This is a genomic window from Bifidobacterium amazonense (genome assembly GCF_018555435.2).
In the GTDB taxonomy this organism is placed as follows: Bacteria; Actinomycetota; Actinomycetes; order Actinomycetales; family Bifidobacteriaceae; genus Bifidobacterium; species Bifidobacterium amazonense.
The window spans coordinates 1-25437 of sequence record NZ_JAFEJT020000050.1; the positions used below are offsets into that span (position 1 = coordinate 1).

The following is a 25437-nucleotide window of genomic DNA, read 5'->3' on the forward strand; positions in this document are numbered from 1 at the left end:
GCATCGCGCGCAGCGTGATACCGGTACTCAGGCGATATGAAGAAGGCTCCCCGCGGGGAGCCTTCTTCATATGCCGTCATATGCCGTTACTGCAGCGCTTTGGCGCCGATGTCGTGGCGGTAGAACATGCCCGTGGTGTCGAGGTTGTCGAGGATCGCGTAGACCTTGTCCTGCGCGGCCTTGATGGATTCGGCGGAGGTTTCGACGAACAGCACGCGGCCGGAGTTGGCGACGAGGCCGTGGGTCGCGTCGGAGGCAACGCCCGCATAGTAGACGTGCGAGTCGGCGTCGACGGTGATCTCGGGAATCGGGGCGCCCTTGATCACGTGCGTCGGATAGCCCTTGGAGGCGAGCACCACGCCGAGCGTCGCGCCGTCCTGCTTCCACGTGAACTCCGGGGTGCCGCCGTTCAGGATCGCGTCGATGCCCGCGCCCAGATCGGACGTGAGGCGCGGCAGCACGACCTCGGTCTCCGGGTCGCCGAAGCGCGCGTTGAACTCGATGACCTTCGGGCCGTCCGCCGTGGCGATCAGGCCCGCGTACAGGATGCCGGTGAACGGCGTGCCTTCGGCGGCCATCGCCTCGACGGTCGGGCGCACGATCGTCTCGATCGCGGTGTCGACCACGGACTGCGGGATCTGCGGGACCGGGCTGTACGCGCCCATGCCGCCCGTGTTCGGGCCCTCGTCGTTGTCGTAGGCGCGCTTGTGATCCTGCGAGATCGGCATCGGCCAGAATTCGGTGCCGTTCACGAAGCTCATGAGCGAGAACTCCTGGCCCTCGAGGAAGTCCTCGATGACGACCTTGGCGCCCGCATTGCCGAAGCGGTGGTCGACGAAGATGTCGTCGAGCGCCTTGACGGCCGTCTCCTCGTCCATCGCGACGGTTACGCCCTTGCCGGCGGCCAGACCGTCGGCCTTGACGACGATCGGCGCGCCGTGCTCGCGCACGTACGCGACGGCAGGTTCGAGCTCGTCGAACGTCTCGTACTTGGCGGTCGGGATGTTGTGGCGGGCCATGAGCCGCTTGGCGAAGTCCTTGGAGCCTTCGATCTGTGCGGCGGCCTTGGACGGGCCGAACGCCTTGATGCCGGCCTTGGCGAACGCGTCGACGATGCCTTCGATAAGCGGGACCTCCGGGCCGACGAACACCCAGTCGTAGCCGTTGTCCTTCACGAAGTCGATGAGCGCGGCCTGATTGGAGGAGCCGAGCGAGACGACGCGGATGCCCTCGTCGAGCGCCATGCCCGGGTTGCCGGGGGCCACGGCGACTTCGCTGACGGAACCGCCGCGCAGCAGCGCGGATGCGATCGCGTGCTCGCGGGCGCCGGAACCGATGACCAGAACCTTCTGTCCCATTGTTACTGTCCTTTCAAACTTCACACATACTGGGCTCCCCGTATCTCCATATATCCAAGCTCCCCTTGTCAGGGGAGCTGTCAGCCGTAGGCTGACTGAGGGGTAGTCGAGAGGTTACGCCTTCTGACTACCCCTCAGTCCGCTTCGCGGCCAGCTCCCCTGACAAGGGGAGCCGAGGATTGCAAAGAGGGGGAGCGGGGGAGGGTTTACTTGAGCTTGATCTGCGTGCCGTCGGCGTCCGGCGTGATGCGGCCGATCACGTAGCCGGCCTCGCCGTTGGACTTGAGCAGCTCGAGCGTCTCGTCGGCGCGCTCGGCCGGAACGGCCAGCACCATGCCGATGCCCATGTTGAAGATGTTGTACATCTCCATGTGGTCGATTTCGCCGGCCTTCTCGAGCACGTCGAAGATCGGCAGCACCGGCCACGAGCCGAGCTCGATCTCGGCCGCCAGGCCCTCGGGAATCATGCGCGGCACGTTCTCGATGAAGCCGCCGCCGGTGATGTGCGCGACGCCCTTGACCACGCCCGCCTTGAACAGCGGGGAGAGGGCCTTCACGTAGATCTTGGTCGGGGTGAGCAGCACGTCGCCGAGCTTGGCGCCGCCGAGCTCGTCCAGCTCGGTGTCGACGGTGTAGCCGGCCTGCTCGAACAGGGCCTTGCGCACGAGCGAGAAGCCGTTGGAGTGCACGCCGGTGGACGGCAGGCCGATGAGCACGTCGCCGTCGGTGATGCCGGAGCCGTCGACGATCGCGGACTTCTCCGCCACGCCGACCGCGAAGCCGGCCAGATCGTACTCGTCCTCGTCGTACATGCCCGGCATTTCAGCCGTCTCGCCGCCGATCAGGCCCGCGCCGGCCTGTACGCAGCCGTCCGCGACGCCCGCGACGACCTGCTCGAGCAGCGCCGGATCGTTCTTGCCGCACGCGATGTAGTCGAGGAAGAACAGCGGTTCGGCGCCCTGCGCGGCGATGTCGTTGACGCACATGGCCACGCAGTCGATGCCGATGGTGTTGTGCTTGTTTGCCAGCTTGGCGACGACGAGCTTGGTGCCCACGCCGTCGGTGCCGGAGATGAGTACCGGCTCCTTGTAGCCGAGCGAGGCGAGGTCGAACAGGCCGCCGAAGCCGCCGATGCCGCCGACCACGCCCGGACGGTTGGTGCGCGCGACGTGCGACTTGATGCGCTTGACGACCTCGTAGCCGGCTTCGACGCTCACTCCTGCGTTCTCATAGGCTTTGGGCATGACTTTCCTTTCTTGGACCCATCTACAGGCTCCCCTTGTCAGGGGAGCCGTCAGCGAAGCTGACTGAGGGGTAGTCAAATGTGTCGAACCGTCTGACTACCCCTCAGTCACTGACGTTCGACAGCTCCCCCGGCAAGGGGAGCCGAGAAATTCATTCGTTATTGTTCCGCGGGCTTGACCGTGTATTCGTTGCCCTCGTACTTGCTCTTGTAGAGCGCGAACTCGGGCAGACGCACGCGGTCCTCGGGCGTGAGCGACTTGAGGAAGTCGGCTTCGTAGTCGTCGAGCGCGGTCGGATAGTCGCCGTTGAAGTACGCGACGCACAGGCCGCCGTACGGGGCGTCCGCGCCGAGTCCGATCGACTCGACGAGTCCCTCGAGCGAGAGGAAGGCGAGCGAGTCGGCGCCGATGTAGTCGCGGATCTCCTCGACCGACTTGTGTCCGGCGATCAGCTCGCGCGTGGTCGAGATGTCGATGCCGTAGAAGCACGGGTACTTGAGCGGCGGCGAGCTGATGCGCATGTGCACCTCGGCCGCGCCGGCCTCCTTGAGCAGCTGCACGATGCGCTTCGAGGTGGTGCCGCGCACGATCGAATCGTCGATGACGATGACGCGCTTGCCCTTGACCACGCCGCGTACGGCGGACAGCTTCATGCGCACGCCCTGCTCGCGCAGCTCCTGCGTCGGCTGGATGAACGTACGCGCGACGTACTGGTTCTTGATCAGACCCATCTCGTTCGGCAGGTGCGCGGCCTCCGCGTAGCCGGACGCGGCCGACAGCGACGAGTTCGGCACGCCGATGACCATGTCCGCGTCGACCGGCGACTCGGCGGCCAGGCGCGCGCCCATGCGCTTGCGCGCGGAGTGCACGTTGACGCCGTAGATGTCGGAGTCGGGGCGGGCGAAGTAGATGAACTCCATCGAGCAGATCGCCAGCTGCGTCTTGTTCGTGTACTGCACGATCTTGTAGCCGTGATCGGAGACGACGATGATCTCGCCGGGGCGGATGTTGCGCACGAGCTCCGCGCCGACGACGTCGAGCGCGCAGGTCTCGGACGCGAGCACGTACGCGCCGTTCTTCATACGGCCGAGGGAGAGCGGACGGAAGCCGTTCGGGTCGAGCGCGCCGATCATCGCGTCCTCGGTCATGAGCAGGTACGCGAAGCCGCCGTGGACGGTGTTGAGCGCCTCCTTGAGCTTGTCCATGAAGGTGGGCTGGGAGGAGCGGCGGATCAGGTGCATGAGCACTTCGGTGTCGGAGTTCGAGTGGAAGATCGCGCCTTCGTCCTCGAGTCCGCGGCGCAGCGACGGGCAGTTGGTGAGGTTGCCGTTGTGGCACAGCGCCATGTCGCCGTCGTGGAAGCGGAAGATGAACGGCTGGATGTTGTCGGTGGTGCCGGAGCCCGACGTGGCGTAGCGCACGTGGCCGATCGCCTTGTCGCCCTTGAGACGGGCGATCTCGCGTTCGTCTCCGAAGACCTGCGTGAGCAGGCCGAGTCCGCGGTGTCCGATGAGGTGGCCGTTATCGTTCGAGACGATGCCGGCTCCCTCCTGGCCGCGGTGCTGGAGTGCGTGGAGACCGAAATAGGTCAGACGGGCGGCGTCGGGATGGCCCCAGACGCCGAAAATTCCGCATTCTTCGTGGATATCTTCGAGTTCAGCCGACAAGCCAAAGCTCCTTCCAAACCATGGGATTCGGGGATTCGCTTACCGATCAACCCTATCAATCGGCGGCTACATCATCGACACGGCCGGTGTGATCCTGCAACATGACACGATGATTGATTGTGATCGTTTGTGGTGTGATAGAATGTGATCGTTAACACGGCAAGGACGCCGGTTGACTCGCATCAATGATAACGAATCGATCACGGCCAAGACAAAAGCTGGCAAATCAAGATCAAAACTGATCGAAGCTGCTGTATAGTGATAACCAAGCGGAAGGAAACACAGCCACTACGGAGTGACCGCCTCACCCGCCTCTTGGTGAAGACGCCATGCAGTAAAGGAGCAGAACATGAACAAGAATTCCCTCTTCAAGGCAGCCGCGGTTGCCGGAGCGGCCGTGATGATGCTGTCCGGCTGCGGTTCCAGCAGCAACAACAATGCGGCGAGCACCGAAAAGCTCGATGAGAACGCCAAGACCGAAATCACCTTCGCCGGCTGGTCGCTCGACACCACGCCTGAATTCCAGACGCTCGCCGACGGCTTCATGAAGGACCACCCGAACATCACCGTCACCATCAAGCAGTACTCCGCCGACGACTACGACAAGCAGCTGACCTCCGACATCTCCGGCAAGAGCCAGCCCGACGTCTTCCCGATCAAGAACCTGCAGAAGTACTACACGTACGCGGCCGAATCCGGCGGCCTCGCCGACCTGTCGGACATCGCGGCCGAATACGACGGCGACAAGAACATCGACGTCTCCTCCTACAAGCTCGAGGACGGCAAGTACTACGCGATGCCGTACCGCCAGGACTCCTGGGTGCTCTTCTACAACAAGGACATGTTCGAGAAGGCCGGCGTGACCGCCCCCGACGGCACCTGGACGTGGGACGACTACACCAAGGCCGCCGAAGAGCTCAAGGAGAAGCTGCCGGCCGCCGGCTACGACGCCAGCTCCGTCTACCCGATGTACCAGCACGGCTGGCAGTCCGTGGTCCAGGGCTTCGCGGTCGCGCAGACCGACGGCGCCTACGACGACTTCTTCAAGGGCGACTACAGCTACCTCAAGCCCTACTATGAGCGTGCGCTCAAGTGGCAAAAGGAAGGCCTGACCATCGACTGGAACACCGTGAACTCCACCAAGGTCCAGTACCAGGCCCAGTTCGGCACCCAGAAGGCCGCCATGCTGCCGATGGGCACCTGGTTCGCCGCCACGCTGGTCAGCCAGCAGAAGTCCGGCGACGCCGACACCTTCAACTGGGGCATGGCTCCGATCCCGCAGAACCCGGACGAGAAGACCGATGAGACCGTCACCTTCGCCGATCCGACCGGCCTGGCCGTCTCCTCCAACATCTCCGGCCAGAAGCTCGCCGCCGCCAAGGAATTCGTCAAGTGGTGCTCCGGTGAGAAGGGCTCCGAGGCGCTCGCCAAGATCGGCACCACCCCGGCCTACTTCTCCGACTCCGTCGCCGACACCTACTTCTCCACCGACGGCATGGCCAACGACGACCTGTCCAAGAAGGCCTGGACCGACCACAAGACCAACCCGGAGAACCCGGTCGGCGCCGGCACCGACACCATCCAGGACGTGCTCAACACCGTCGTCCACTCGGGCATCATGTCCGGCACCAGCTCCATCGACGACGCGATCGCCAAGGGCACGCAGGACATCAAGGACCAGGGCGTCCTCCAGCAGTGAGCCGGTGAGCCGGGCCGATCGCAGGATCAACCGGCAACTGACATCATGATCCAATAGGCAATACGGGGGCCGGGACCGTACCCGTACGGACTCCGCCCCCGTTTTGCATGCTTCATCATCATTTCCAGCACATTCCCGACAATCATTCCAGCACTTCCGGCGCACGGCCATCGCGGTCCGCCGCCGGCAACCAACACCACCGCTTTCATATCAAAGGAGAGATGCAGCGATGACACAGGCTAACTCAGCTGCACGCACGGCCGTCGCGCCACCGGACCACAGCAAGGCCAACAAGGCCATCGGCCGCCGCAATCTGCGCAACGGACTCATCTTCATCGCGCCGAACTTCATCGGCTTCCTCGTCCTCATCCTCATCCCGGTCATCCAGCTGTTCTACATCGGCTTCTCCAAGTGGAGCGCCTTCGGCGACCCGAAGTTCAACGGACTGACCAACTGGGTGCGACTCACGCACGACTCCAACTTCAAGGCGTCGTTCATCAACACCATCGTCTACTCGGTCGTGCACATCCCGCTCACGCTCGCCATCGCATTCGCGCTGGCCGTGCTGCTCAACACCAACCTCAAGGGACGCGCGTTCTTCCGCACCGTCGCCTTCTTCCCGTACATCACCTCCATCGTCGCCGCGGCGCAGGTGTGGAACATGCTGTTCGACGCCAAGAGCGGCGTGATCAACCAGATCATCAAGATCTTCACCGGCGGCTGGGCCCCGGCCTGGATGGGCTCCACCAAGTGGGCCATGGTCGCGGTCATCATCGTGGCCACGTGGCGTGAGGTCGGCTACTTCATGATCCTCATCCTCGCCGGCCTGCAGACCATCCCCCGGCGAACTGTACGAGGCCGCATCCATCGACGGCGCGAACGGCTGGCAGCAGTTCTGGAAGATCACCGTCCCGTGCATGCGTCCGACCCTGTTCTTCGTGCTCGTCACCCTTACCATCCAGTCCTTCAAGATCCTTGACCTGACGCTCGTCATGACCAACGGCGGCCCGGGCACCTCGACCCTCATGCTCGCCCAGTACGTGTACAACGTGGCCTTCACCCGCTCCGACTTCGGCTACTCCGGCACCGTCTCGCTCGTGCTGTTCGCGCTGTGCATGATCGTGACCCTCATCCAGTTCTGGTACAACAACAAGAAGGAGAAGTAAGATGACCGCCGCAAGCATCACCCCGGCCGCGGGAGCCAAGTCTCCTTCCGCCGATATCCCGTTCAACAAGAAGCCCATCAGCCCCGCCAAGGTCATCGGCACCGTCATCGGCTACGTGGCCATGATCGCCATCGCCGCGTTCACGCTGCTGCCGTTCATCTGGATGCTCCTCGCCTCGGTCAAGCCGAACAACGAAGTGTTCATGGTGCCGTTCAAGTGGCTGCCGAGCGTATGGCATTTCGAGAACTACCTCAACATTTGGACCAAGTCCGACATGCTGCTGTGGGTCGGCAACACCGTGTTCTTCGCGATCATCGTGACCTTCCTGCAGGTGTTCACCGGTTCGTTCGCCGCCTACGGCTTCTCCCGCATCAAGTTCGTCGGACGCAACGCGCTGTTCCTCGTCTACATCGCCACCATGGCCGTGCCGTGGCAGTCCTACATGATCCCGCAGTTCAAGATGCTCTCTTCGTGGGGCCTGGTCGACACCCGTTGGTCCATCGTGCTGCTGCAGGCGTTCGGCGCGTTCGGCGTGTTCATGATGAAGCAGTTCTACGACACGATCCCCGAGGAGCTCGCCGAAGCCGCCCGACTCGACGGCCTGAGCGAATTCGGCATCTACGCGCGCATCGTGCTGCCGCTGTCCGGCCCGTCCATCGCCGCCCTCGGCATCATCACGTTCACCAACACGTGGAACGACTACATGGGCCCGCTCATCTACCTGCGCAGCCAGAACCTGCAGACCATCCAGCTTGGTCTGAAAACCTTCATCAGCCAGTTCAACGCGGACTACGCGATGATCATGACCGGCTCCGTGCTCTCGATCCTGCCGATCCTGGTCGTGTTCCTCATCGGCCAGAAGCAGTTCATCGAAGGCATCGCGACCTCCGGCATGAAGGGCTGATGTCCCACCGCGGCGCGGACGCTCCTTTCCGCGCCGCACTCATCCTGTGGTCCGCGCGGCGTGCCTGTAGCCGCGCGGGCCACTTTTTGATATTCGCGAAAAAAGCGACGGCAGTAAGGTAGGAATCATGAGCAACGAAGACAAGAGCAACAACAACGCCTCGCCCGACGCGACCAACAAATGGTTCCAGGCCGACGCGTTCATGCGCATCGTCAACTCCGTCACCGTGATCCTGCTGTCCGGCATCTGCTGCCTGATCGCATCCCTGCCGCTCGTCATCGTCGCGCTCGTCGTCAACGACCTCAACTACTGGCCACTGTACCTGGCCGCGGCCGCCGTCTCCAGCCCCGCCGTCGCCGCACTGTACGCCATGTTCCGCGACCATCCTGCGCTCTCGTCGCACTCCTCACGCGTACGCATCAAGCTCATGACCGAATCCGGCGACGGGGGCGCCTCGTCGGCCGCGTCGGTCGCGGCGGCCGGTTCCATGCAACGGGACGGTCGTTCGTCTTCCGGTCGTTCGTCATCGGCATCCCGCGACCATCGTGACAACGTCGCCACGTTCCCGCCCGACTGGATCGCCATGCCGTACGTGCGGCAGGACGTCGCGGTCGCCTTCTTCAAACCGTACTTCGCCGCCTACGCCGCGCTGTGCCGCCGCGCATGGGCGCAGGGCTGCACGTTCGCGATCGTCGCATTCGCGCTCGGGTACGACATCCTGCTGCTCGCGCAGATGCCGTGGTGCGTGTACGTCGTGCCGGCGCTCGCCGTCGTGCTGCTGTTCGTATTCGCCGCGTTTTCGATTTCGATGGTGCTCGTCGTCGAATACCCCAAGGCGAAGTACCTGTCCGTGCTCAAGAATTCGGCGCTGCTAAGCGTGCGTCGGCTGTACATCCTCCTCATCGCCGCCGTCGCGCTCGTCGCCTACGGCTACGCGCTGTTCCGCTGGTTCGTGCCCGTGGCCGTGCTCGGCACCGGCGTGCTGTGGTACCTCGTGTGGGGCGCGTCTCGCTGGCAGGCCCAGCTCATGTTCTCCGCGCTGGCCGCCGAATCCGGCGACGACCGCATCATCGCCATGTACCAGGCCGCCCCCGCCACCGGCCTCGGCTCCGGCCTCCTCAAAGGCACCACCGAGTGGCGGCAATAGGGGCGTAGGGCGCTTTTGACGTGCCGTGCAGGCGGTAGACGGGTGAAGCCGCCGCCGGTGCGGTGCTCGTCGGTGCAGCGCCCAGCTCAGCAGCGCCCATCTCAGCAGTGCTCGTCGATGAACCTGAAGATCACGTCCAGCACGTCGCGGCTCCAGAAATCGTTCTCGTGCTCGGCGTCGTCCACCAGCACGAGCCGCGCGTCGTAGCCGTGCTCGACGAGCCGGTCGCGCATCTTGACCGACTGATGATACGGCACCACGGTGTCGGCCGTGCCGTGCAGCAGCAGCGTCGGCGGGTAGTCGCGGCCGTCCTCGACATGCAGGTACGGGCTCATCTCCGCGGCGCGCGCACGCACCTCGTCGCTGATGCCGGTCGCCGGAGTCGCGCCCACCACGGCCGCGAACGGGCCGAAATAGTAGATGCGGAACGGGTCGTTCTCGTGGCCGAACGCGTCGATCGCCTCCGTCATGTCGGTCGGCGGGAAGCAGCTGACCACGAAGTCGACGCGGTCGGACACGCCGGGCCACGTGCCGTCCTCGTAACGCGGATCGTCGGCGGTGAGCCCGACCAGCAGCGACGCGTTGCCGCCCGACGACGTGCCCCAGATGCCCAGCCGGTCCGGATCGACGTGCCATTGCGCCGCGTTCGCGCGCAGGTAGCGGATCGCCGACTTCACGTCCTCGAGATACGCGGGGAACGTGTACTTGCCGTTGCGTGTCGCGTCGCGATGGTTCACCGTGGCGACCACGTAGCCGCGCCGCGCGAGTTCGGCCAGCTGCGGCATCTCGTAGTTGCGGTCCGGCGTGGTCCATGCGCTGCCCTGCACGAACACGACGGTCGGCCAGCGCCGGTCGTCGCCGTCGCCGTAGCTTTGCGGCGCGATGATGTCCATGACGAGCCGGTCCGCGCCCGTCTTGTACGCCACGTCGCGCGCCACGCTCGCGAGTCCGAGCCGGTGCGGGTTGTGCGGAATGTGGATGGTTGCGTTATCGCTCATCGAAAGGCTCCTGTTCCCTGATGTTGCGCGGGTTCGACATTGCGCGATGCGTGTTGCGCGATAGATGCCGCGCGATACGCAGTACGCGAATGCCTGACTACCGTTGTAGCCGATCGTCGCGCGTTGTGCCCGCATGATGCCGCCACTTGGCATGCGCCCGCGGCTGGCCTATGGTGGAAGGCATGAGCGATTCCGTGCGATTGCGCCCGTTGCGGCGCGGCGATTATCCGGCGCTGGTCGATCTGATGCGCCGCACGTGGTACGACGACGTCGCGAATCCCGATCATGCGCTGCGTCTGGCCGAAGCCGACTTCGAACTGTGCCTGTCGCGTTCGACGACGGCGACGGTCGCCGAATTCGACGGACGGGCGGTCGGCGTGATACTGGGCCGCATCGACGATCCGCATACGAAACGGCTGAGCGCGCGATGGCGGCCGCTGATCTGCAACCGGCATCGCCGGCGCGCGATCGGCGTGCTGCTGCCGCTGCTGTTCTCGCACGAGGGGCGCGAGGGCATCCACGAGATGACCGACATCGCGCACATCGACGACTGGCTCGTCTGGAAGGTCGGCCGGCGGGATCCGGCCGAGATCACGCTGTTCATCCTCGACGGCGCGGTGCACGGCAGGGGAGTGGGCCGCCGGCTGTTCGACCACATGCTCGCCGAATTCCGCGTCGCCGGCGTGGAACGCTATTTCCTGTTCACCGACACCACCTGCAACGTCGGCTTCTACGACCATCGTCACCTGCGCCGCCGCGCCGCCTACGTGGTGCGCCACGGCGAGGACGCCGGCATCGACTTCTTCCTCTACGAAGGCCGTCCGTCGGGCAGACGCTAGTCGAGCTTGGCGAGCGCCTTCATCAACGATTCGACGTGGCCCTTGGCGCGCACGTTGTACCGGGCGAGCAGGATGCGGCCGTCCGCGCCGATCGCGAACGTCGAACGCAGCACGCCGACGTGCGTCTTGCCGTACAGCTTCTTCTCGCCGTACGCGCCGTACGACCGGTGCACGGCGAGATCGGGATCGGACAGCAGCGGGAAGGTGAGATGGTCGCGTTCTGCAAACCGGCGCAGCTTGTCGAGTGGATCCTTCGACACGCCGAGCACCGTGTATCCGAGCGTGCCGAGCCGGGCGATGCTGTCGCGGAAATCGCAGGCCTCGGTCGTGCAGCCGGGGGTCATTGCGGCCGGATAGCAGTACAGGATCACGCGTCGGCCGCCGGCCGTCAGATCGGACAGCGTCACGGTCGTCTCGCGGTATGCGTCCGTAGCGTCGTGCGGTCCGGCCCAATCGTCGGGCACGATCGCCGCCAGCGTGAAGTCGGGGGCGATCATGCCGGTCTCGAGTCTGGCCGGCAGCGCCGTCGCCGGCTCCTGCGTCGCGTTTCCGTTCGATGCCGTGTTCGTCGTATCCGCCATCATCGGCTCCCTTCGTCGTTCCGGTCCGTTCCGTCGTCAATCCTAGCCGTTTCGCGGCAACCGTGTGCTTGTGCCTGCCGTTGCCTACCAGTTCGGGTTGACGGTCTGCATGGCGACGCCGTCGGTCATGACCTTGAAGCCGAACCGTTCGTAGAACTTGGCGTTCTTGCTCTCCTCGGGCATGACCTCCACGTAGAAGTAGTCGCGGTACTTCTCCTGGATCAGGCGCACCATGTGTCCGGCGATGCCCTGTCCCTGATAGTCCGGATCGACCAGCACGTAATGCATGTACGCGAGCATCGCGCCGTCGTCGAGCGCGCGCACCAGTCCGACCAGACGGTTGCCGTCCCACGCCGAGATCACCGTCGACGAGCCCATCAGCGCGCGGTACAGCTGCTCCGGGTATTCGCCCGACACCCAGCCGACCGACCGGAACAGCCGCTGCACCTGATCCTGCGTGAACCTGCGTTCCTCGGTGTATTCGATGGTCATGGTCGTCTCCTTAGCGTTCTCGTTCATCCGTTCGCCGTTCCGACGCCGCGTGCCGGCCCGCAAACGTTCCGTGCCGGCACGACGGCATGTCGGTGCCGATCCCGATCTTGTTCCGTCGGCGACCGGCAGCATGATTACGATATCGTTTTCACGCCGGCCGGTCCGGCGACCGTCCACGCAGTGATTGGAGGGCGCCGATCGGACGATCGCGCGCGGTCTGCGTTTGACCTGCGCATGGCGCGCCCGCTCCGCCCCGCCGTCAGATGCCGGCTGGGATGCGCTGTTTACACGATGCCGGCCATGTAGAGCGGCATGTCCTTGATCGGGCCGTTATCCGAGTGGCGGGTGGCGGAGTACCGGTAGGCGAGCGGATACCCGTGCTTCTTCTGCGCGTAGATCAGTGATTTCGCCTGCTTGTGGCGCCCGGCCTTCACCTCGACAGGTACCACCTGGCCGTCCTGCTCATAGAGAAAGTCGAGTTCGCCGCTCGAGTTTTCCGCCGACCAGTAGTACGGGACCTTCGCATGTTGTGCGGTCAGCTGTTGGCAGACGAACTGCTCCGTCAGGGCTCCCTTGAATTCGCGGAACAGTTCGTCGCCGTCGAGCAGCGCATGGGCGTCCAGACCGCTCATGGCCGCCAGCAGTCCGACATCGAGACAGTACAGTTTGAACGCGTTGCCGTCCTCATACGCGGCCAACGGCTTCAACGGCGTGCTGACCCTTCTGACCCGCAAAGCGAGGGATGCATCCACGAGCCATTGGATGGCGACCTCGAAATCCTTCCCCCGCCCGCCCTCGCGCACCGCGCCGTAGAGGAACTTGCTGTTCTCTCGCGCCAGCTGCGAGGGCAGCGAGTCCCATACCTGATTGAGCCGCAATGTGGAGACGACCGGTCTGGGCTGCGCGTCGGTGTGCTTGGAGAAGTCGTCGCGGTAGTCCGCGGCCAGCGTCTCCTGCACTTGGCGAATCGCGGCGAAATCGACGTTCGGGAACGTGCCGGCAAACGCGGATACGGCCTCCGGCATGCCGCCCGTGTACAGGAAGTACCGCAGCCAGGCCATGATCCGCTCATGCATGACGTCGATCAACGCGAAATCCTTGGATTCCAGCAATTCGGCCAGACCGTCCTGCCCGCACGCGTAGAGGAACTCGAGGAACGTCATCGGATACAACTTGAGCCGGTTCACCTTGCCGACCGGGAATGCGGAGCCGGGATGCATGGCGATGCCCAATGCGGATCCCGTGGCGAGCACATCGTATTCCGGCGCGGTCTCGTTGAACATCTTCAACGCCGTCATCGCACGGGGCGCTTCCTGCACCTCGTCAAGTATGATCAGCGTGTCCTGCGGGGTGATCCGCGTGCCCGACTCGATCGACAGCGCCGGGATCAACCTGTCCACGGAAAGGTTCCCCTCGAACAGTGAACCCATCGTCGCGTTGTCGAACAGCGACACATATGCGACTTTGGCGTATTGCGTCCGACCGAACTCGCGTGCGAGCCATGTCTTGCCCACCTGGCGGGCGCCTTCAAGCATCAGGGGTTTGTGGCCGGGGGTGTTCTTCCATGCTACGAGTCTGTCCATGAGAAAGCGCTTCATCGGCTGAACCTTTCCATTATAAGGCGGACTTTCATACTGAGAATCTACAAAATCAGGTGGACTTTATCGCAAAGAATGCACGTAATCAGGTGCACTTTTGATCTATGATCCTACAGAATCAGGCGGAATCGGCGTTGTTCGTGTTTGTGCCGTGCTTCGGTCCGACTTGCGCGGAGCTGGACCTGCGCGTGGCCGGACCTGCTCGTGGTCGGACCTGCGCGCGACGCATGAGTCGTTTCACGCAGGTCCGGCTCCCGCCCCGCCGTCAGATGCCGGCCGGGATGCGCTGGTCGCGCCAGTAGTAGTCGCGGTCGTGGTCGTCGATCACGCGCAGCACGCGCGCCGGCTGGCCGATCGCGACGACGTTCGCCGGCAGGTCCTTGGTGACGAGACTGCACGCGCCGACGACCGTGTTGTCGCCGATCGTGACGCCCGGCAGCACGGTCACGTTCGCGCCGATCCACACGTTGCGGCCGATGTGGATCGGTTCGGAGAACTGCGCGTACCGTTCGCGCAGATCGGGGCGGATCGGGTGGCCGGTGGTCACGAGCGTCACGTTCGGGCCGATGAGCGTGTGGTCGCCGATGAAGATCTCGCCGTCGTCGACGAGCGTGAGGTTGAAGTTCGCGTAGCAGCCGGAACCCCAGTGCGTCGAGCGGCCCCAGTTGGCGTGCAGCGGCGGCTCGATGTACAGGTCGTCGCCGATTTCGGCGAAGAACTCGCGGAACAGCTCGGTGCGGTGCGGGTCGCCGGGTCGCGTGCGGTTGATGTCGTACAGCAGATCGAGCTGCTCGCGCTGGGCCTGATCCATCTCCGGGTCTCCACAGAAATACACGCCGGGGGAGTGCATCAGGTCGAGTATGTGCTGGGGAACGGTCATTCGGTCACCTCGTTGTGGGTTGTGCTGGTCGGTGGGGCTGCGCGGCCGGGACGTCGGTCCGGTGCCGATCATCCGACATCGGTTGGTTGTTTGCGCAACCACCAGCATATAACAGCCGGTGATGCGACCTGTTTGCATATGGCCACGTCCGCATATCGAGGGGTGCCCGGCATGCGGACACGGCCGCCATTGCGGCGTTCACAGGTCCTCGACGGCGTGCTGGATCTCCTTGCGATGCGCGACCTTGCTGCGCTGCCACAGGTGGATACCGAACAGGACCAGGCCGGGGATGCTGTTTTTGAACATGCCGGTGACGGTCGACATCACGATCATCGGACCGACGACATCGATCGGCGCTCCTGAGATGACCATGACGAACACGTTCCAGCCGATCGCATAGACGATGCCGAGCGCGATCCAGACGACGGGCAGGACCAGTCCCGGTTTCGGACTGTCTCGTTGCGACAGGCGCAGTTCGGCGACGATGGAGATGACGAACAGCACGACCACGGCGATTGGCAGGACAGTGAGCAGTGCGGACAGATGGGGAATGTATTCATCTGGGATCGGGAAGTTCATGACAGGCTCCTTTGCTGTGACGATGGATGGGCGGGGTTCGGATGATGTGGGATGGGTGCTGGCTGGCGGCTGTTGCGGCACCTGACTAAGACGCCTGATCGACCGACGGGGGAATTGGATGGGCGACGGGAGGGGTGCCGCGAGCGTCGTATGCACCGCGTGGTTGCGGTCGGTGGGGCGTCAGGGCGTGGTCTTGCTGTCGTGGTTGGTTTGGCTGCGGTATGCGGTGATGAGGATCTTGGCGGTGTCGAAGTCGAGCTTGTCGTCGACGGCGAGCCGTTTGACGAGGGTGATATAGGGGTCGCTTTCGGTGCGTTCGCCGAGGCGGATCTTCTGGATGAGGCGGTCGAGCCGGAGTCGGATGGTGGGATAGGAGACGCCGTATTCCGCTGCGACCTCCTTCATCGAGCCGGAGGCGAGCAGGAACTTCTTGATGAACGTGAAGTCATCGTCGTCGAGGTTCGACATCCAGGGTGGGACAATCGGTGTGTTCATGCGGCAGCTCCTTTCGTTTTTAATGGCAATCTTTAATAAAACTAATGATACTCTTTAGTTTTATTAAAATCAAGATGTAGTTTTCTATACATTTTTCTTTGCTTTATCTGTTGCGTCGTGTCCTGTTTGCATGGATGACACCATCTGAAATGTCCAATATGTGAGATGGGTGGCGGGGTTGTCCGGGGTGATGGTATGGTGTTGCGCCATGACGTATCTCATGTGTTGTTGTCGCTGAAACCGACGCCTCCCGAAGCGGGTGCAGGCGAGCGGTCGACAACGCATAACTTGAGATAGGATTCAGGATTTTCCCCAACGTGCGGACCTTTGTAAGCCGGTAAGTCGTAGAACCACATGGCAGTAGCGGCAGAATCGCGTGCATTCGGCCCATTATTGACTGGTCCAAGGCCATCCGCTGATCGACGGTTTCAGTCCAAAAACATGCCAACGACTCCGGCGTCTCCAATCGTCATCCAGCCAACGGCTTCAACGGTCATACGCACGGCAAACATCGGGAAACAATCACGGAATCTCGTTTCACATCCCACGTCGATCGCAACGTCTGCATCATGCGCAATCCCAATCACCGCAAGCAATCAGACAAGACGAACCAGCAGCAAACAGAAACGAGACCAATCATGACCATCCACAACAACCTTTCCGAACTCATCGGCCACACCCCGCTCGTCAAGCTCAACCGCATCCCGCAGACGGCCGGCGTCAAAGCGACCATCGCGGCGAAAATCGAGTATCTCAACCCCGGCGGCTCATCCAAGGACCGCATCGCCGCGCGCATCATCGACGCGGCCGAACACTTCGGCCAACTCCAGCCCGGCGGCGTGATCGTCGAACCGACCTCCGGCAACACGGGCGTCGGACTCGCCATGGTCGCCCAGCAGCGCGGCTATCGCACCATCTTCACCATGCCGGACAAGGTCTCTGAAGCCAAACGCGCCGTGCTGCGCGCCTACGGCGCCGAAATCGTCGTGACGCCCACCGACGCCGGCCCCGGCGACCCGCGCTCCTACTACGACGTGGCCAAGCGCCTCGCCGCCGAAATCCCCGGCGCGTTCCGCCCCAACCAGTACGACAACCCCAACGGCCCGCTGAGCCACTACTACACCACCGGCCCCGAAATCTGGGACGCCACCGAGCGCAAGGTTACGCACTTCGTGGCCGGCATCGGCACCGGCGGCACCATCTCCGGCACCGGGCGCTACCTCAAGGAAATCTCCAACGGCCGCGTGCGCGTGATCGGCGCCGATCCGGAAGGCTCCATCTACTCGGCCGCCGAGGCCTCCGACGTGCACCAGTACGACATCGAAGGCGTCGGCGAGGACTTCTATCCCAAGGCGTTCGACCGGGACATCGTCGACGAGATCGTGCGGATCGGCGACGCGGAGGCGTTCGAGACGACGCGACGGCTCGCCGGCGAGGAAAGCCTGCTCGTCGGCGGATCGTCCGGCATGGCCGTCGCCGCGGCGATCCGATATGCGGTCGAACACGATCTGGACGAAAGCCAGACCGTCGTCGTGCTGCTGCCCGACTCCGGACGCGGCTATCTCGAAAAGATCTTCAACGACGACTGGATGCGCGCCAACGGCTACGGCGACGTGGTCGAGCGCACCAGCCGGCCGTCGATCGTCGACGAATACCTGCAGGCCGTCGAACCACGCCGATAGCGGACGGACGACGCTATAGCCATCAACGACATCCGGCAACATTCCAAACATTCCAAACATTCCAATGACAGCGCAGATATAAGGAGCGAAACACCATGACCATCTCCACCAACGAAACCGCACTCGCCGCATCCGCCGTCGCGACCCGCGCCATCCACGCGGGGCAGGAACCCGACCCGACTACCGGCGCGGTCGTCACGCCCATCTACATGACCTCCACGTTCAAGCAGGACGGCGTCGGCAGCCTGCGCCACGGCTACGACTACAGCCGTTCCATCAACCCCACGCGCAACAGCTTCGACGCACAGCTCGCCTCCGTCGAAGGCGCGAAATACGCCCTCTCGTTCTCCTCAGGCCTCGCCGCGATCGACGTGCTGCTGCGCGCGACGCTGCGCCCCGGCGACGCCATCCTCCTCGGCAACGACGTGTACGGCGGCACCTACCGTCTCCTCGCCAAAGTGTTCGTGCCGTGGGGCATCGGGCTCGACGTGGTCGACGTGACCGACCCGGCCGCCGTTTCCGCCGCGCTCGCAGCCAAGCCGCACGGACATTACCGTTATATCTGGGTTGAAACCCCGTCCAACCCGATGCTCGGCATCACCGACATCGCGGCCACTGCGGCGATCGCCCACGAGCATGGCACCCAGGTCGTGGTCGACAACACGTTCGCCTCGCCCATCCTGCAGCATCCGCTCGCCGACGGTGCGGACGCGGTCGTCTACTCGACCACCAAATACATCGGCGGACACTCCGACGTGGTCGGCGGCGCGGTGCTGCTCAACGACGACGAGACGCGCGAACAGGTGGCGTTCCTGCAGAACGCGGCCGGCGCGGTGCCCTCGCCGTTCGACTCGTGGCTTGACATCCGTGGGCTCAAAACGCTCGACCTGCGCGTCAGGCAGCACAGCCGCAACGCGCTGAAGGTCGCGCAGTGGCTGGAGACGCTGCCGGCGGATCTGGTGGAACGCGTGTGGTATCCGGGCCTGGAATCGCATCCGGGGCACGGGATCGCGGCCCGCCAGATGCATGGCGGGTTCGGTGGCATGGTCTCCGTGCAGATCGCTGCCGGATTCGAGGCGGCCAAGCGCTTCGCCGGCGCCACGCAGGTGTTCACGCTCGCCGAATCGCTCGGCGGCGTCGAATCGCTCATCGAGCATCCGGGCGCGATGACCCACGCCTCCGTGGCGGGCACCACGCTTGAGGTTCCGGCCAACCTGATCCGCCTGTCGGTGGGGCTCGAGGACGCCGACGACCTGATCGCCGACCTCGATCAGGCGTTCAAGGCGATCTGAGTAGGTGCGGCCCTCTCCTTTCGGGGAGTTTGACGATCGAGAGGCTGAATTCCGGTTTTGCCGTGGTCAGTTTGACGATCGAGAGGCGAGCGCCGGCGACGCCTGAGGTTCTTTCGGGGTGTTGAACCGTGTCACAGCCGGGTTGCGGAAGGGACTGGCTGTGACGTTAGCCTCTCGATCGTCAAACTGACCTGTGCAGGTGGTGAATTTAGCCTCTCGATCGTCGAACTGCCGGGTTCATCTCCTGAACGGGGCCCGCGATCGCCTACACTGGGGAGGCATGACAGACAACGCGGCGGCGCTGGACGCGCTCAAACGGTATTTCGGCTACGACTCGTTCCGTCCCGGCCAATCCGGTCTCGTGGACGCGATCTTGAACGGCCGCGACGCGCTTGGCGTGATGCCCACCGGCGCCGGAAAATCCGTGTGCTACCAGATCCCCGCCATGCTGCTGCGCGGCGTGACCGTGGTCATCTCCCCACTCATCTCCCTGATGCGCGATCAGGTCGACGGCCTCAACGACGCGGGCATCCCCGCCGCGTTCGTCAACACCACCCAGTCCGGCGACGAACAGTCGATGGTGCTCGCCCAGGCCGCCCGAGGAGACGTCAAGCTCCTCTACGTGGCCCCCGAACGCCTCGAAACCGACCGGTTCCGCAACTTCGCCGCCCACACGCCCATCTCGCTGGTCGCCGTGGACGAAGCCCACTGCGTCTCCCAATGGGGCCAGGACTTTCGCTCCTCATACCTCGGCATCGGCGAGTTCATCGCCGCCCTGCCTTCGCGGCCGGTCGTCGCCGCATTCACCGCCACCGCCACCGAACGCGTACGCCGCGACATCGTGGCCATGCTTGGACTGCGTGACCCGGCGGTCACCGTCACCGGATTCGACCGCGACAACCTGTATTTCGACGTCATCAAGCTCGAATCCAAGCGCAAGGCCGGCTGGGTGGCCAATTACGTGGCCACGCATCCCGACGAGTCCGGCATCGTCTACTGCGCCACGCGCAAGGAGACGGAGGCGCTCGCCGAGGCGCTCAACCGCACGGTTCCCGAGCTGCGTGCCGCCGCATCCGGAGGGTCTGGCTCCAGGGGAGCCGGTTTCGCCAATGGAACCGGAGTTGCCGGTGGAACCGTGTCCGCCGCCGCGCAGTCGTCCGGTCCGATCGCCGTCGCCTACCACGGCGGCATGTCCCCGGACGTGCGCGAGCGCGCCCAGCGCGACTTCGTCACCGACCGCGTGCCCGTGGTCGTGGCCACGAACGCGTTCGGCATGGGCATCGACAAGTCGAACGTGCGCTACGTGATTCACCACAACATGCCCGAGTCGATCGAAGCCTACTATCAGGAGGCCGGCCGCGCGGGCCGCGACGGCGAGCCGAGCCGCTGCACGCTGCTGTGGAACGAGTCCGACATCGTTACCCGCCGGCGTCTGCTCGACAACGACTATGAGAACGAGCGGCTCACGCCCGAGGAGCAGGAGGTCGTGCGCATGTCGAAGCGCCGCCTGCTCGACGGCATGATCGGCTATTGCCGCACCGCCGACTGCCTGCATCTGTACATGACGCGCTATTTCGGTGAGACCGCGCCGCTGGTCGGCCGCGACGGCAGGCTTGGCGGCAAGTGCGTCGGCGGCTGTGCGAACTGCGACGGCACGTTCGAGACGATCGACGTGACCGATACGGCGCGTGCGATCAGCCGTTGCGTGCATGATGTGATGTACGACTGGGACGATCAGGGGCGTCCGTCGCGCGCCCCGATGCGGTCGGGGCTCGGTTCGGGCAAGATCGTGGCCGTGTTGCGCGGTTCGCGTGCGCAGGACGTGCTGTCGCGCGGGTTGGACCGTTGTCCGAGCTACGGACGGCTGCGCGAGACGCCCGAGGCGCGGATCCGTGATGTGCTCAGCCAGATGACCACGGACGGATTCCTGTACGTGTCGGAGGGCCGTCTGCCGGTCGTCGGGTTCGGCGTGCGCGCGGCCGAGACGGTTGCGCCCGATTTCGTGTACGAGATCAAGCGCGTGGAACGCAAGGAGCGGCCGGCGAAGGGTGCCGGCGCGGGACGGTACGGGGCGTCCGGTTCGTTCGGCGCGTCCGGTTCCGCCGGGGCGGGGGCCGCGCTCGGCTCGTTCGCGCCGGATGACGAGGGCGACGAGGAGCTGTTCCAGCGGCTGCGCGCCCTGCGTCGCGACATCGCGCAGGAGATCGGCAAGCCGCCGTACATCGTGTTCTCCGACAAGACGCTGCGTGACATGGCTCGCGTCAGGCCGACCGATGACGAGGAGTTCCTGTCGGTCAACGGCGTGGGGGAGAGCAAGCTGCGCCAGTACGGCGAACGATTCATGAAAGCCATCGCCGAATTCGACGGGGACTGACCTGAGTACGTTGCCGTCGGTGCTGCCTAGTGCTGCCGTCGGTGCCCCGCGTGGCGGTTTTATCTCGCTGAGAGGGGTTGTGTGATAGAAAACCGCCACGTGAGATGCTGCGAGGGAGACGACTGCGGAGCTTGGACTGCGTAGCCCGGACTGCGTAGCCCGGACTGTGGAGTCTGGGCCGTGGAACTTGGACCGGGACGATGCGTGCGTGGGATGGCGCGGAGCTTGCATGTGCAATGCGGCCTATGATGGTGGATGAATACGTCGCGTCAATCCAAGGAGGACATCATGGCAGACAAGCCAGTCGTCGAAAGCTTCCAGCTCGACCACACCAAGGTGAAGGCGCCGTACGTGCGCTACATCGACACGCAGACCGGCCCTCACGGCGACGTGATCTCGAACTACGACCTGCGTCTGGTCCAGCCGAACGAGAACGCGATCCCGACCGGCGGCCTGCATACGATCGAGCACACGATCGCCGTGCTGCTGCGTGAGCGCATCCCCGGCTACATCGACTGCTCGCCGTTCGGCTGCCGCACCGGCTTCCATCTGCTGACGTGGGGCACGCATTCGACCGAATCCGTGGCCAAGGCGCTCAAGGAGTCGCTCGAGTTCATCGCCTATCAGGCCACGTGGGACGACGTGCCCGCCACCACGATCGAAAGCTGCGGCAACTACCGCGACCACAGCCTGTTCACCGCGAAGGAGTGGTGCAAGGACATCCTCGCCAAGGGCATCAGCTCCGACCCGTTCGAGCGCAAGCTCGTCTGAGGCGTCGGCGTCTTCGCCTGATCGATCAATCCATAGCCCCTCTTCGTGAGGGGCTTTTTCATGCCGGTCGCGGCGTTGGCGCCTCGCCGCGTCAGCGCGCGGCGAGGCGGGTGACGGCGGCGTCGGCTTCGGTGACGATGCCGCGCATGGCGGCTTCGGCGGCGGGACCGTCGCCCTTGCGGATCAGGGCCGCGACCTCGGCGTGGAGGTTGAGCGCGGTCTGGTCGGCGGTGGAGGGCATGAGCTCGTGACGGGTGCGTCCCTCCAACGTGGAGGCGACCACGTCGCCGAGCCGGGCGAACATGAGATTGCCGGACGCCTCGAGCAGCGTGCGATGGAAGAGCATGTCCGCGTCGAGATACTCCTGTTCGTCGGCGTGATCCGAGTGGGCGACCATGCCGATCGCGGCCTCGGTGAGCGTGGCCCACTGCGCCGGCGTGGCTGCGTCGGCGGCCAGTCGCGCGGCTACGGGTTCGACCGCAGCGCGCAGCTGCGACAGTTCGTGCAGGGCGTCGAGCCGGTGCGCGCCACCGAGCCGCCAGCGGATCACCTGCGGGTCGAACATGTTCCACTGTTCGATCGGGTTGACCGTCGCACCGGCCTTGCGCCTCACGCTCACCAGCCCCATCGATTCGAGCACGCGCGTCGCCTCGCGCGTGACGGTGCGCGACGGCGTTTCGCCGCCCATGTTCGGTTCGGGAAGCCGCTCGCCGACGGCAATGTTGCCGTCGACGATGGCCGTGCCCCATGCGTCGAGCAGACGGTCGTGCAGCGGACGGTCCGTGCCGCCGCCGGTGGTACCGTCGTGCGATAGGCGGTCGTCGTTGGATGATGCGGCGATGACCGACGATGACGACGGTGACGATGAAGGCGACAGTGATGACGATGGCGACGCTGACGTCGCGTCGACGACGACGGCATCGATGTCGGTGCTCGGTGCGCTGCCGTCGCGATCCGTTCGCGCGACGGAAATCATGGATGATTCGCTTGTCATAGGACAAGTATCGCACGCTCGATCGTTATGGCATACATATTCGACACGCCGAGCTGTAATCGTATTGCGTAATCCAAAAACGAACGATATACTCAATGTCAACATACAAAACAAGCGCAATACAGCGAAACGTATTGCAAATAACGCAACTCAAGGAAGAGAAGTACTATGAATGGCCTTATTCTTGCCGAAGCAAGCACCGCGGTGCAGCTCAACGGCATGCAGCTGGGCATCAGCGTGGTCGCCAGCATCGTCGTGCTGATCCTGCTGGTCACCGTCGCCAAGCTGCATCCGTTCGTCTCCCTGCTCATCTCCGCGCTCGTCGTCGGCATCGGCTCCGGCTACGGGCCGGTCGCCACCGTCGAGAGCTTCTCCACGTCGTTCGGCTCCACGATGGCCTCCGTCGGCATCCTCGTCGGCCTCGGCGCGATGCTCGGCCGAGTGCTCATGGACACCGGCGCCGCCGACTCCATCGTCGACACGCTCCTGTCGAAGACCTCCACGCGCATGATCCCGTGGACCATGGCCCTGATCGGCGCGCTCATCGGCCTGCCGATGTTCTTCGAGGTCGGCCTCGTCGTGCTCGTGCCGGTCATCATCCTCATCTCGCGCCGCTCCAGGCTGCCGCTTATGCGCGTGGCCATCCCCACCCTCGCCGGCCTGTCCGTCATGCACGCCTGCATGCCGCCGCAGCCCGGTCCGCTCGCCGCGCTGAGCTGCTTCAAGAACGGCTCCGTCGGCGTGACCATGATGTTCGGCCTGCCGATCGCCGTCATCACCGCCGCGCTCGTCGGCCCGCTGTTCTCCAAGTTCGCCGCCCAGTGGGTGCCCGTCGGCGCGCCCGACGACTTCGACGCCGGTGACGGCAAGCAGGGCAAGGCCGCCGTCAAGCCGCCGTTCGGCCTGTCCGTGCTGTGCATCCTCGTGCCGGCCATCCTCATGCTCGCCAACGCGATCTTCGAAATCGCCGCCCCCGACCAGGCCGGCTCGAACGCGGTGTACGCGCAGGTGCTCGCCTTCTTCGGCAAGCCCGCCATCGCGCTCGCCACCGCCGTGCTGTTCGCGATGATCGCGCTCGGCCGCGCCACGCGCATGAGCTGGAAGTCCGTCAACGACTCGCTCAAGGCCGCGCTGCCGCCGATCGCCGGCATCCTGCTCATCGTCGGCGCGGGCGGCGGCTACAAGGGCGTGCTCGTCGACACCGGCATCGGCGACGTGATCGGCAAGTTCGTCGAAAGCTCGTCCGTCTCGATCTTCCTGCTCGCATGGCTGATCGCCGCGTTCGTGCGCGTCGCCACCGGCTCGGCCACCGTCGCGATCATCACCACCGCCGGCATCCTCGGCCCGGTCGTCGACCAGATGGGCGTGACCGCACCGGCCATCGCGCTGCTCGTCATCGCCATCGGCGCCGGCTCCGTGTTCCTCTCGCACGTCAACGACGCGGGCTTCTGGCTCATCAAGGAATACTTCGGGCTCGAGGTCGGCGAGACGTTCAAGACGTGGACCGTGCTCGAATGCCTGCTGTCCGTCGTCGTGCTCGCGCTCGTCATGATCTGCAGCCTGTTCGTGCCGCTCGTCTGACGCACGGCGGCCGGCCGGGCGACCGCCGCATCACCGTCGTCCGGCCGGCATCGACAATCGTCATCGGACGCCAACCGTCCGGTCCAACCCCTCGATCCATCCTTCGCAAACTATCCGATCCAACCGTCCAACCGCAGAAACCAGGCACCAACCATGAACGCACCATCCATCATCACCGCCAACACCGTCCCCGCGAACTACTTCGCCGCGACCAAGCCGATCATCATCCTCATGGGCGTATGCGGCTGCGGCAAAAGCACCGTCGCCACGCATCTGGCCGACCATTACGGCATCAAATACGCCGAGGCCGACGACTTCCACCCGCAGGCCAACATCGACAAGATGGCCGCCGGCCACCCGCTCACCGACGAGGACCGCTGGCCGTGGCTCGACGCGCTCGCCGCATGGATCGACGACCGCATCGCCGCAGGGGAGCCGGCCATCGTCACCTGCTCCGCGCTCAAAAAGGCGTACCGCGACAAGCTGCGCCGGCCCGGCGTCGTGTTCGTGTACATGCAGGGCACGTACGACGAGGTCATGGAACGCCTCTCGCACCGCGAAGGCCACTTCATGAAGCCCGAGATGCTCCGCTCCCAGTTCGACATCCTCGAGGAGCCCGGCGACGACGAGGTGCACGTCAACGTGCACATCGGCCAGGCCGAACCCGACATGGAGGCCGCCGCGGTGGCCGGAGCGCTCAAGCTGTAACGGACGCGCCTCGCGTCACCACACCACATCGCATCGCAACAAACATCACACACCACACACACCAAAGAAGGTAACCACTATGCAGATGGGAATGATCGGCCTCGGCCGAATGGGCGGCAACATGGTCAAGCGCCTGCGCGAGCACGGCCACGAGATCGTCGGCTACGACATGAACCCCGACTCCGGCCGCGACGTCGCCTCGCTCGACGCGCTCGTCGCCGCGCTCGACGCGCCGCGTGTCGTATGGGTCATGGTCCCGGCCGGCACGCCCACCGAATCGACGATCGCGCGGCTCGGCGAACTGCTCGAACCCGGCGACATCGTCGTCGACGGCGGCAACTCCAAGTACACCGAGGATCGCGAGCACGCGGCCGCGCTCGCCGAACGC

23 protein-coding genes and 1 pseudogene are annotated in these 25437 nt (G+C 64.6%); 13 read left to right on the forward strand and 11 right to left on the reverse strand.

The genetic code is table 11. The features are described 5' to 3' along the window. Positions 1–86: 86 nt before the first annotated feature. The 3 genes from purD to purF all read right to left on the reverse strand — a co-directional run bounded on the left by purD (position 87) and on the right by purF (position 4269). Complete coding sequence (gene purD / locus JS533_RS10340) at positions 87–1358, reverse strand: phosphoribosylamine--glycine ligase (protein ID WP_241514374.1); 1272 nt, start codon at positions 1356–1358, stop codon at positions 87–89. Positions 1359–1564: 206 nt separating this feature from the next. After that, the gene (purM, locus tag JS533_RS10345) at positions 1565–2602 is read right to left on the reverse strand and encodes a phosphoribosylformylglycinamidine cyclo-ligase (protein WP_241514376.1); all 1038 of its coding nucleotides are present in this window, start codon (positions 2600–2602) and stop codon (positions 1565–1567) included. A 158-nt stretch (positions 2603–2760) separates the two neighbouring features. Further along, positions 2761–4269, reverse strand: coding sequence for an amidophosphoribosyltransferase (gene purF / locus JS533_RS10350; protein WP_241514379.1), 1509 nt, complete (start codon positions 4267–4269; stop codon positions 2761–2763). A gap of 349 nt (positions 4270–4618) precedes the next feature. On the opposite strand from purF, the gene JS533_RS10355 reads away from it, so the two are divergent. From JS533_RS10355 to JS533_RS10375, 5 genes are all read left to right on the forward strand, one after another. Then, positions 4619–5968, forward strand: a complete 1350-nt coding sequence (locus tag JS533_RS10355) for an ABC transporter substrate-binding protein (protein WP_241514380.1) — start codon at positions 4619–4621, stop codon at positions 5966–5968. Between the two features lie 229 nt (positions 5969–6197). Then, positions 6198–6947 carry a carbohydrate ABC transporter permease gene (locus JS533_RS13810; RefSeq protein WP_241514382.1) on the forward strand — a complete coding sequence of 250 codons (750 nt, stop codon included), beginning with the start codon at positions 6198–6200 and terminating at the stop codon, positions 6945–6947. Beyond that, positions 6871–7134, forward strand: a complete 264-nt coding sequence (locus tag JS533_RS10365; protein ID WP_338024184.1) for a carbohydrate ABC transporter permease — start codon at positions 6871–6873, stop codon at positions 7132–7134. Before JS533_RS13810 ends, JS533_RS10365 begins: the two co-directional genes overlap by 77 nt. A gap of 1 nt (position 7135) precedes the next feature. Beyond that, positions 7136–8038, forward strand: a complete 903-nt coding sequence (locus JS533_RS10370) for a carbohydrate ABC transporter permease (RefSeq protein ID WP_241514384.1) — start codon at positions 7136–7138, stop codon at positions 8036–8038. Positions 8039–8165: 127 nt separating this feature from the next. After that, on the forward strand, positions 8166–9185 hold the full coding sequence (locus JS533_RS10375; protein WP_241514385.1) for a hypothetical protein: 1020 nt from the start codon (positions 8166–8168) through the stop codon (positions 9183–9185). Between the two features lie 101 nt (positions 9186–9286). Here the strand turns inward: JS533_RS10375 and JS533_RS10380 are convergent, their stop codons facing one another. Continuing rightward, positions 9287–10183, reverse strand: a complete 897-nt coding sequence (locus JS533_RS10380) for an alpha/beta hydrolase (protein ID WP_241514387.1) — start codon at positions 10181–10183, stop codon at positions 9287–9289. A 182-nt stretch (positions 10184–10365) separates the two neighbouring features. Between JS533_RS10380 and JS533_RS10385 the strand changes: the two genes are divergently transcribed. After that, on the forward strand, positions 10366–11022 hold the full coding sequence (locus tag JS533_RS10385) for a GNAT family protein (protein ID WP_241514388.1): 657 nt from the start codon (positions 10366–10368) through the stop codon (positions 11020–11022). Here JS533_RS10385 and JS533_RS10390 read toward each other — a convergent pair. From JS533_RS10390 to JS533_RS10415, 6 genes are all read right to left on the reverse strand, one after another. Further along, positions 11019–11603 (reverse strand): peroxiredoxin, encoded by a 585-nt coding sequence (locus tag JS533_RS10390; RefSeq protein WP_241514390.1) that lies wholly within the window; start codon positions 11601–11603, stop codon positions 11019–11021. The two genes, JS533_RS10385 and JS533_RS10390, sit on opposite strands and share 4 nt — an antisense overlap. A gap of 84 nt (positions 11604–11687) precedes the next feature. Continuing rightward, positions 11688–12095 (reverse strand): GNAT family N-acetyltransferase, encoded by a 408-nt coding sequence (locus JS533_RS10395; RefSeq protein WP_241514391.1) that lies wholly within the window; start codon positions 12093–12095, stop codon positions 11688–11690. A gap of 284 nt (positions 12096–12379) precedes the next feature. Beyond that, positions 12380–13693 (reverse strand): ATP-binding protein, encoded by a 1314-nt coding sequence (locus JS533_RS10400; RefSeq protein ID WP_241514393.1) that lies wholly within the window; start codon positions 13691–13693, stop codon positions 12380–12382. 265 nt (positions 13694–13958) lie between these two features. Continuing rightward, complete coding sequence (locus JS533_RS10405) at positions 13959–14573, reverse strand: sugar O-acetyltransferase (protein ID WP_420838648.1); 615 nt, start codon at positions 14571–14573, stop codon at positions 13959–13961. 198 nt (positions 14574–14771) lie between these two features. Next, a complete protein-coding gene (locus JS533_RS10410) occupies positions 14772–15152 on the reverse strand; it encodes a hypothetical protein (protein WP_241514395.1) in 381 nt (126 codons plus the stop codon). 180 nt (positions 15153–15332) lie between these two features. Further along, a complete protein-coding gene (locus JS533_RS10415; protein WP_241514397.1) occupies positions 15333–15647 on the reverse strand; it encodes a DUF2089 family protein in 315 nt (104 codons plus the stop codon). Positions 15648–16285: 638 nt separating this feature from the next. Here JS533_RS10415 and JS533_RS10420 point away from each other — a divergent pair. The 4 genes from JS533_RS10420 (at position 16286) to JS533_RS10435 (ending at position 21766) form a co-directional block, all read left to right on the forward strand. Beyond that, entirely contained in the window at positions 16286–17329 is a 1044-nt protein-coding gene (locus JS533_RS10420; protein WP_241514399.1) for a pyridoxal-phosphate dependent enzyme, read from the forward strand. A 95-nt stretch (positions 17330–17424) separates the two neighbouring features. After that, positions 17425–18621 (forward strand): cystathionine gamma-synthase, encoded by a 1197-nt coding sequence (locus JS533_RS10425; protein WP_241514401.1) that lies wholly within the window; start codon positions 17425–17427, stop codon positions 18619–18621. Positions 18622–18901: 280 nt separating this feature from the next. After that, positions 18902–20995, forward strand: a complete 2094-nt coding sequence (locus tag JS533_RS10430) for a RecQ family ATP-dependent DNA helicase (protein WP_241514403.1) — start codon at positions 18902–18904, stop codon at positions 20993–20995. 288 nt (positions 20996–21283) lie between these two features. After that, the gene (locus JS533_RS10435; protein ID WP_033492388.1) at positions 21284–21766 is read left to right on the forward strand and encodes an S-ribosylhomocysteine lyase; all 483 of its coding nucleotides are present in this window, start codon (positions 21284–21286) and stop codon (positions 21764–21766) included. A 91-nt stretch (positions 21767–21857) separates the two neighbouring features. On the opposite strand, the gene JS533_RS10440 is transcribed toward JS533_RS10435, so the two are convergent. Continuing rightward, complete coding sequence (locus JS533_RS10440; RefSeq protein ID WP_241514404.1) at positions 21858–22760, reverse strand: FadR/GntR family transcriptional regulator; 903 nt, start codon at positions 22758–22760, stop codon at positions 21858–21860. A 168-nt stretch (positions 22761–22928) separates the two neighbouring features. Between JS533_RS10440 and JS533_RS10445 the strand changes: the two genes are divergently transcribed. From JS533_RS10445 to JS533_RS10455, 3 genes and pseudogenes are all read left to right on the forward strand, one after another. Next, positions 22929–24341, forward strand: coding sequence for a GntP family permease (locus tag JS533_RS10445; RefSeq protein ID WP_241514406.1), 1413 nt, complete (start codon positions 22929–22931; stop codon positions 24339–24341). A gap of 153 nt (positions 24342–24494) precedes the next feature. Beyond that, positions 24495–25049: a gluconokinase gene (locus tag JS533_RS10450; RefSeq protein WP_241514408.1), complete on the forward strand. Its 555-nt coding sequence runs from the start codon at positions 24495–24497 to the stop codon at positions 25047–25049. A gap of 40 nt (positions 25050–25089) precedes the next feature. Continuing rightward, positions 25090–25437, forward strand: a pseudogene (locus tag JS533_RS10455) (NAD(P)-binding domain-containing protein); the annotation flags it as partial.

Excerpts from the sequence above, each read along its gene's own strand:
- purD (WP_241514374.1), bottom strand. The coding sequence starts at position 1,358 with ATGGGACAGAAGGTTCTGGTCATCGGTTCCGGCGCCCGCGAGCACGCG.
- purM (WP_241514376.1), bottom strand. The coding sequence starts at position 2,602 with ATGCCCAAAGCCTATGAGAACGCAGGAGTGAGCGTCGAAGCCGGCTAC.
- JS533_RS10355 (WP_241514380.1), top strand. The coding sequence starts at position 4,619 with ATGAACAAGAATTCCCTCTTCAAGGCAGCCGCGGTTGCCGGAGCGGCC.
- JS533_RS13810 (WP_241514382.1), top strand. The coding sequence starts at position 6,198 with ATGACACAGGCTAACTCAGCTGCACGCACGGCCGTCGCGCCACCGGAC.
- JS533_RS10370 (WP_241514384.1), top strand. The coding sequence starts at position 7,136 with ATGACCGCCGCAAGCATCACCCCGGCCGCGGGAGCCAAGTCTCCTTCC.
- JS533_RS10375 (WP_241514385.1), top strand. The coding sequence starts at position 8,166 with ATGAGCAACGAAGACAAGAGCAACAACAACGCCTCGCCCGACGCGACC.
- JS533_RS10380 (WP_241514387.1), bottom strand. The coding sequence starts at position 10,183 with ATGAGCGATAACGCAACCATCCACATTCCGCACAACCCGCACCGGCTC.
- JS533_RS10385 (WP_241514388.1), top strand. The coding sequence starts at position 10,366 with ATGAGCGATTCCGTGCGATTGCGCCCGTTGCGGCGCGGCGATTATCCG.
- JS533_RS10390 (WP_241514390.1), bottom strand. The coding sequence starts at position 11,603 with ATGGCGGATACGACGAACACGGCATCGAACGGAAACGCGACGCAGGAG.
- JS533_RS10395 (WP_241514391.1), bottom strand. The coding sequence starts at position 12,095 with ATGACCATCGAATACACCGAGGAACGCAGGTTCACGCAGGATCAGGTG.
- JS533_RS10400 (WP_241514393.1), bottom strand. The coding sequence starts at position 13,693 with ATGAAGCGCTTTCTCATGGACAGACTCGTAGCATGGAAGAACACCCCC.
- JS533_RS10405 (WP_420838648.1), bottom strand. The coding sequence starts at position 14,573 with ATGACCGTTCCCCAGCACATACTCGACCTGATGCACTCCCCCGGCGTG.
- JS533_RS10410 (WP_241514395.1), bottom strand. The coding sequence starts at position 15,152 with ATGAACTTCCCGATCCCAGATGAATACATTCCCCATCTGTCCGCACTG.
- JS533_RS10415 (WP_241514397.1), bottom strand. The coding sequence starts at position 15,647 with ATGAACACACCGATTGTCCCACCCTGGATGTCGAACCTCGACGACGAT.
- JS533_RS10420 (WP_241514399.1), top strand. The coding sequence starts at position 16,286 with ATGACCATCCACAACAACCTTTCCGAACTCATCGGCCACACCCCGCTC.
- JS533_RS10425 (WP_241514401.1), top strand. The coding sequence starts at position 17,425 with ATGACCATCTCCACCAACGAAACCGCACTCGCCGCATCCGCCGTCGCG.
- JS533_RS10430 (WP_241514403.1), top strand. The coding sequence starts at position 18,902 with ATGACAGACAACGCGGCGGCGCTGGACGCGCTCAAACGGTATTTCGGC.
- JS533_RS10435 (WP_033492388.1), top strand. The coding sequence starts at position 21,284 with ATGGCAGACAAGCCAGTCGTCGAAAGCTTCCAGCTCGACCACACCAAG.
- JS533_RS10440 (WP_241514404.1), bottom strand. The coding sequence starts at position 22,760 with ATGACAAGCGAATCATCCATGATTTCCGTCGCGCGAACGGATCGCGAC.
- JS533_RS10445 (WP_241514406.1), top strand. The coding sequence starts at position 22,929 with ATGAATGGCCTTATTCTTGCCGAAGCAAGCACCGCGGTGCAGCTCAAC.
- JS533_RS10450 (WP_241514408.1), top strand. The coding sequence starts at position 24,495 with ATGAACGCACCATCCATCATCACCGCCAACACCGTCCCCGCGAACTAC.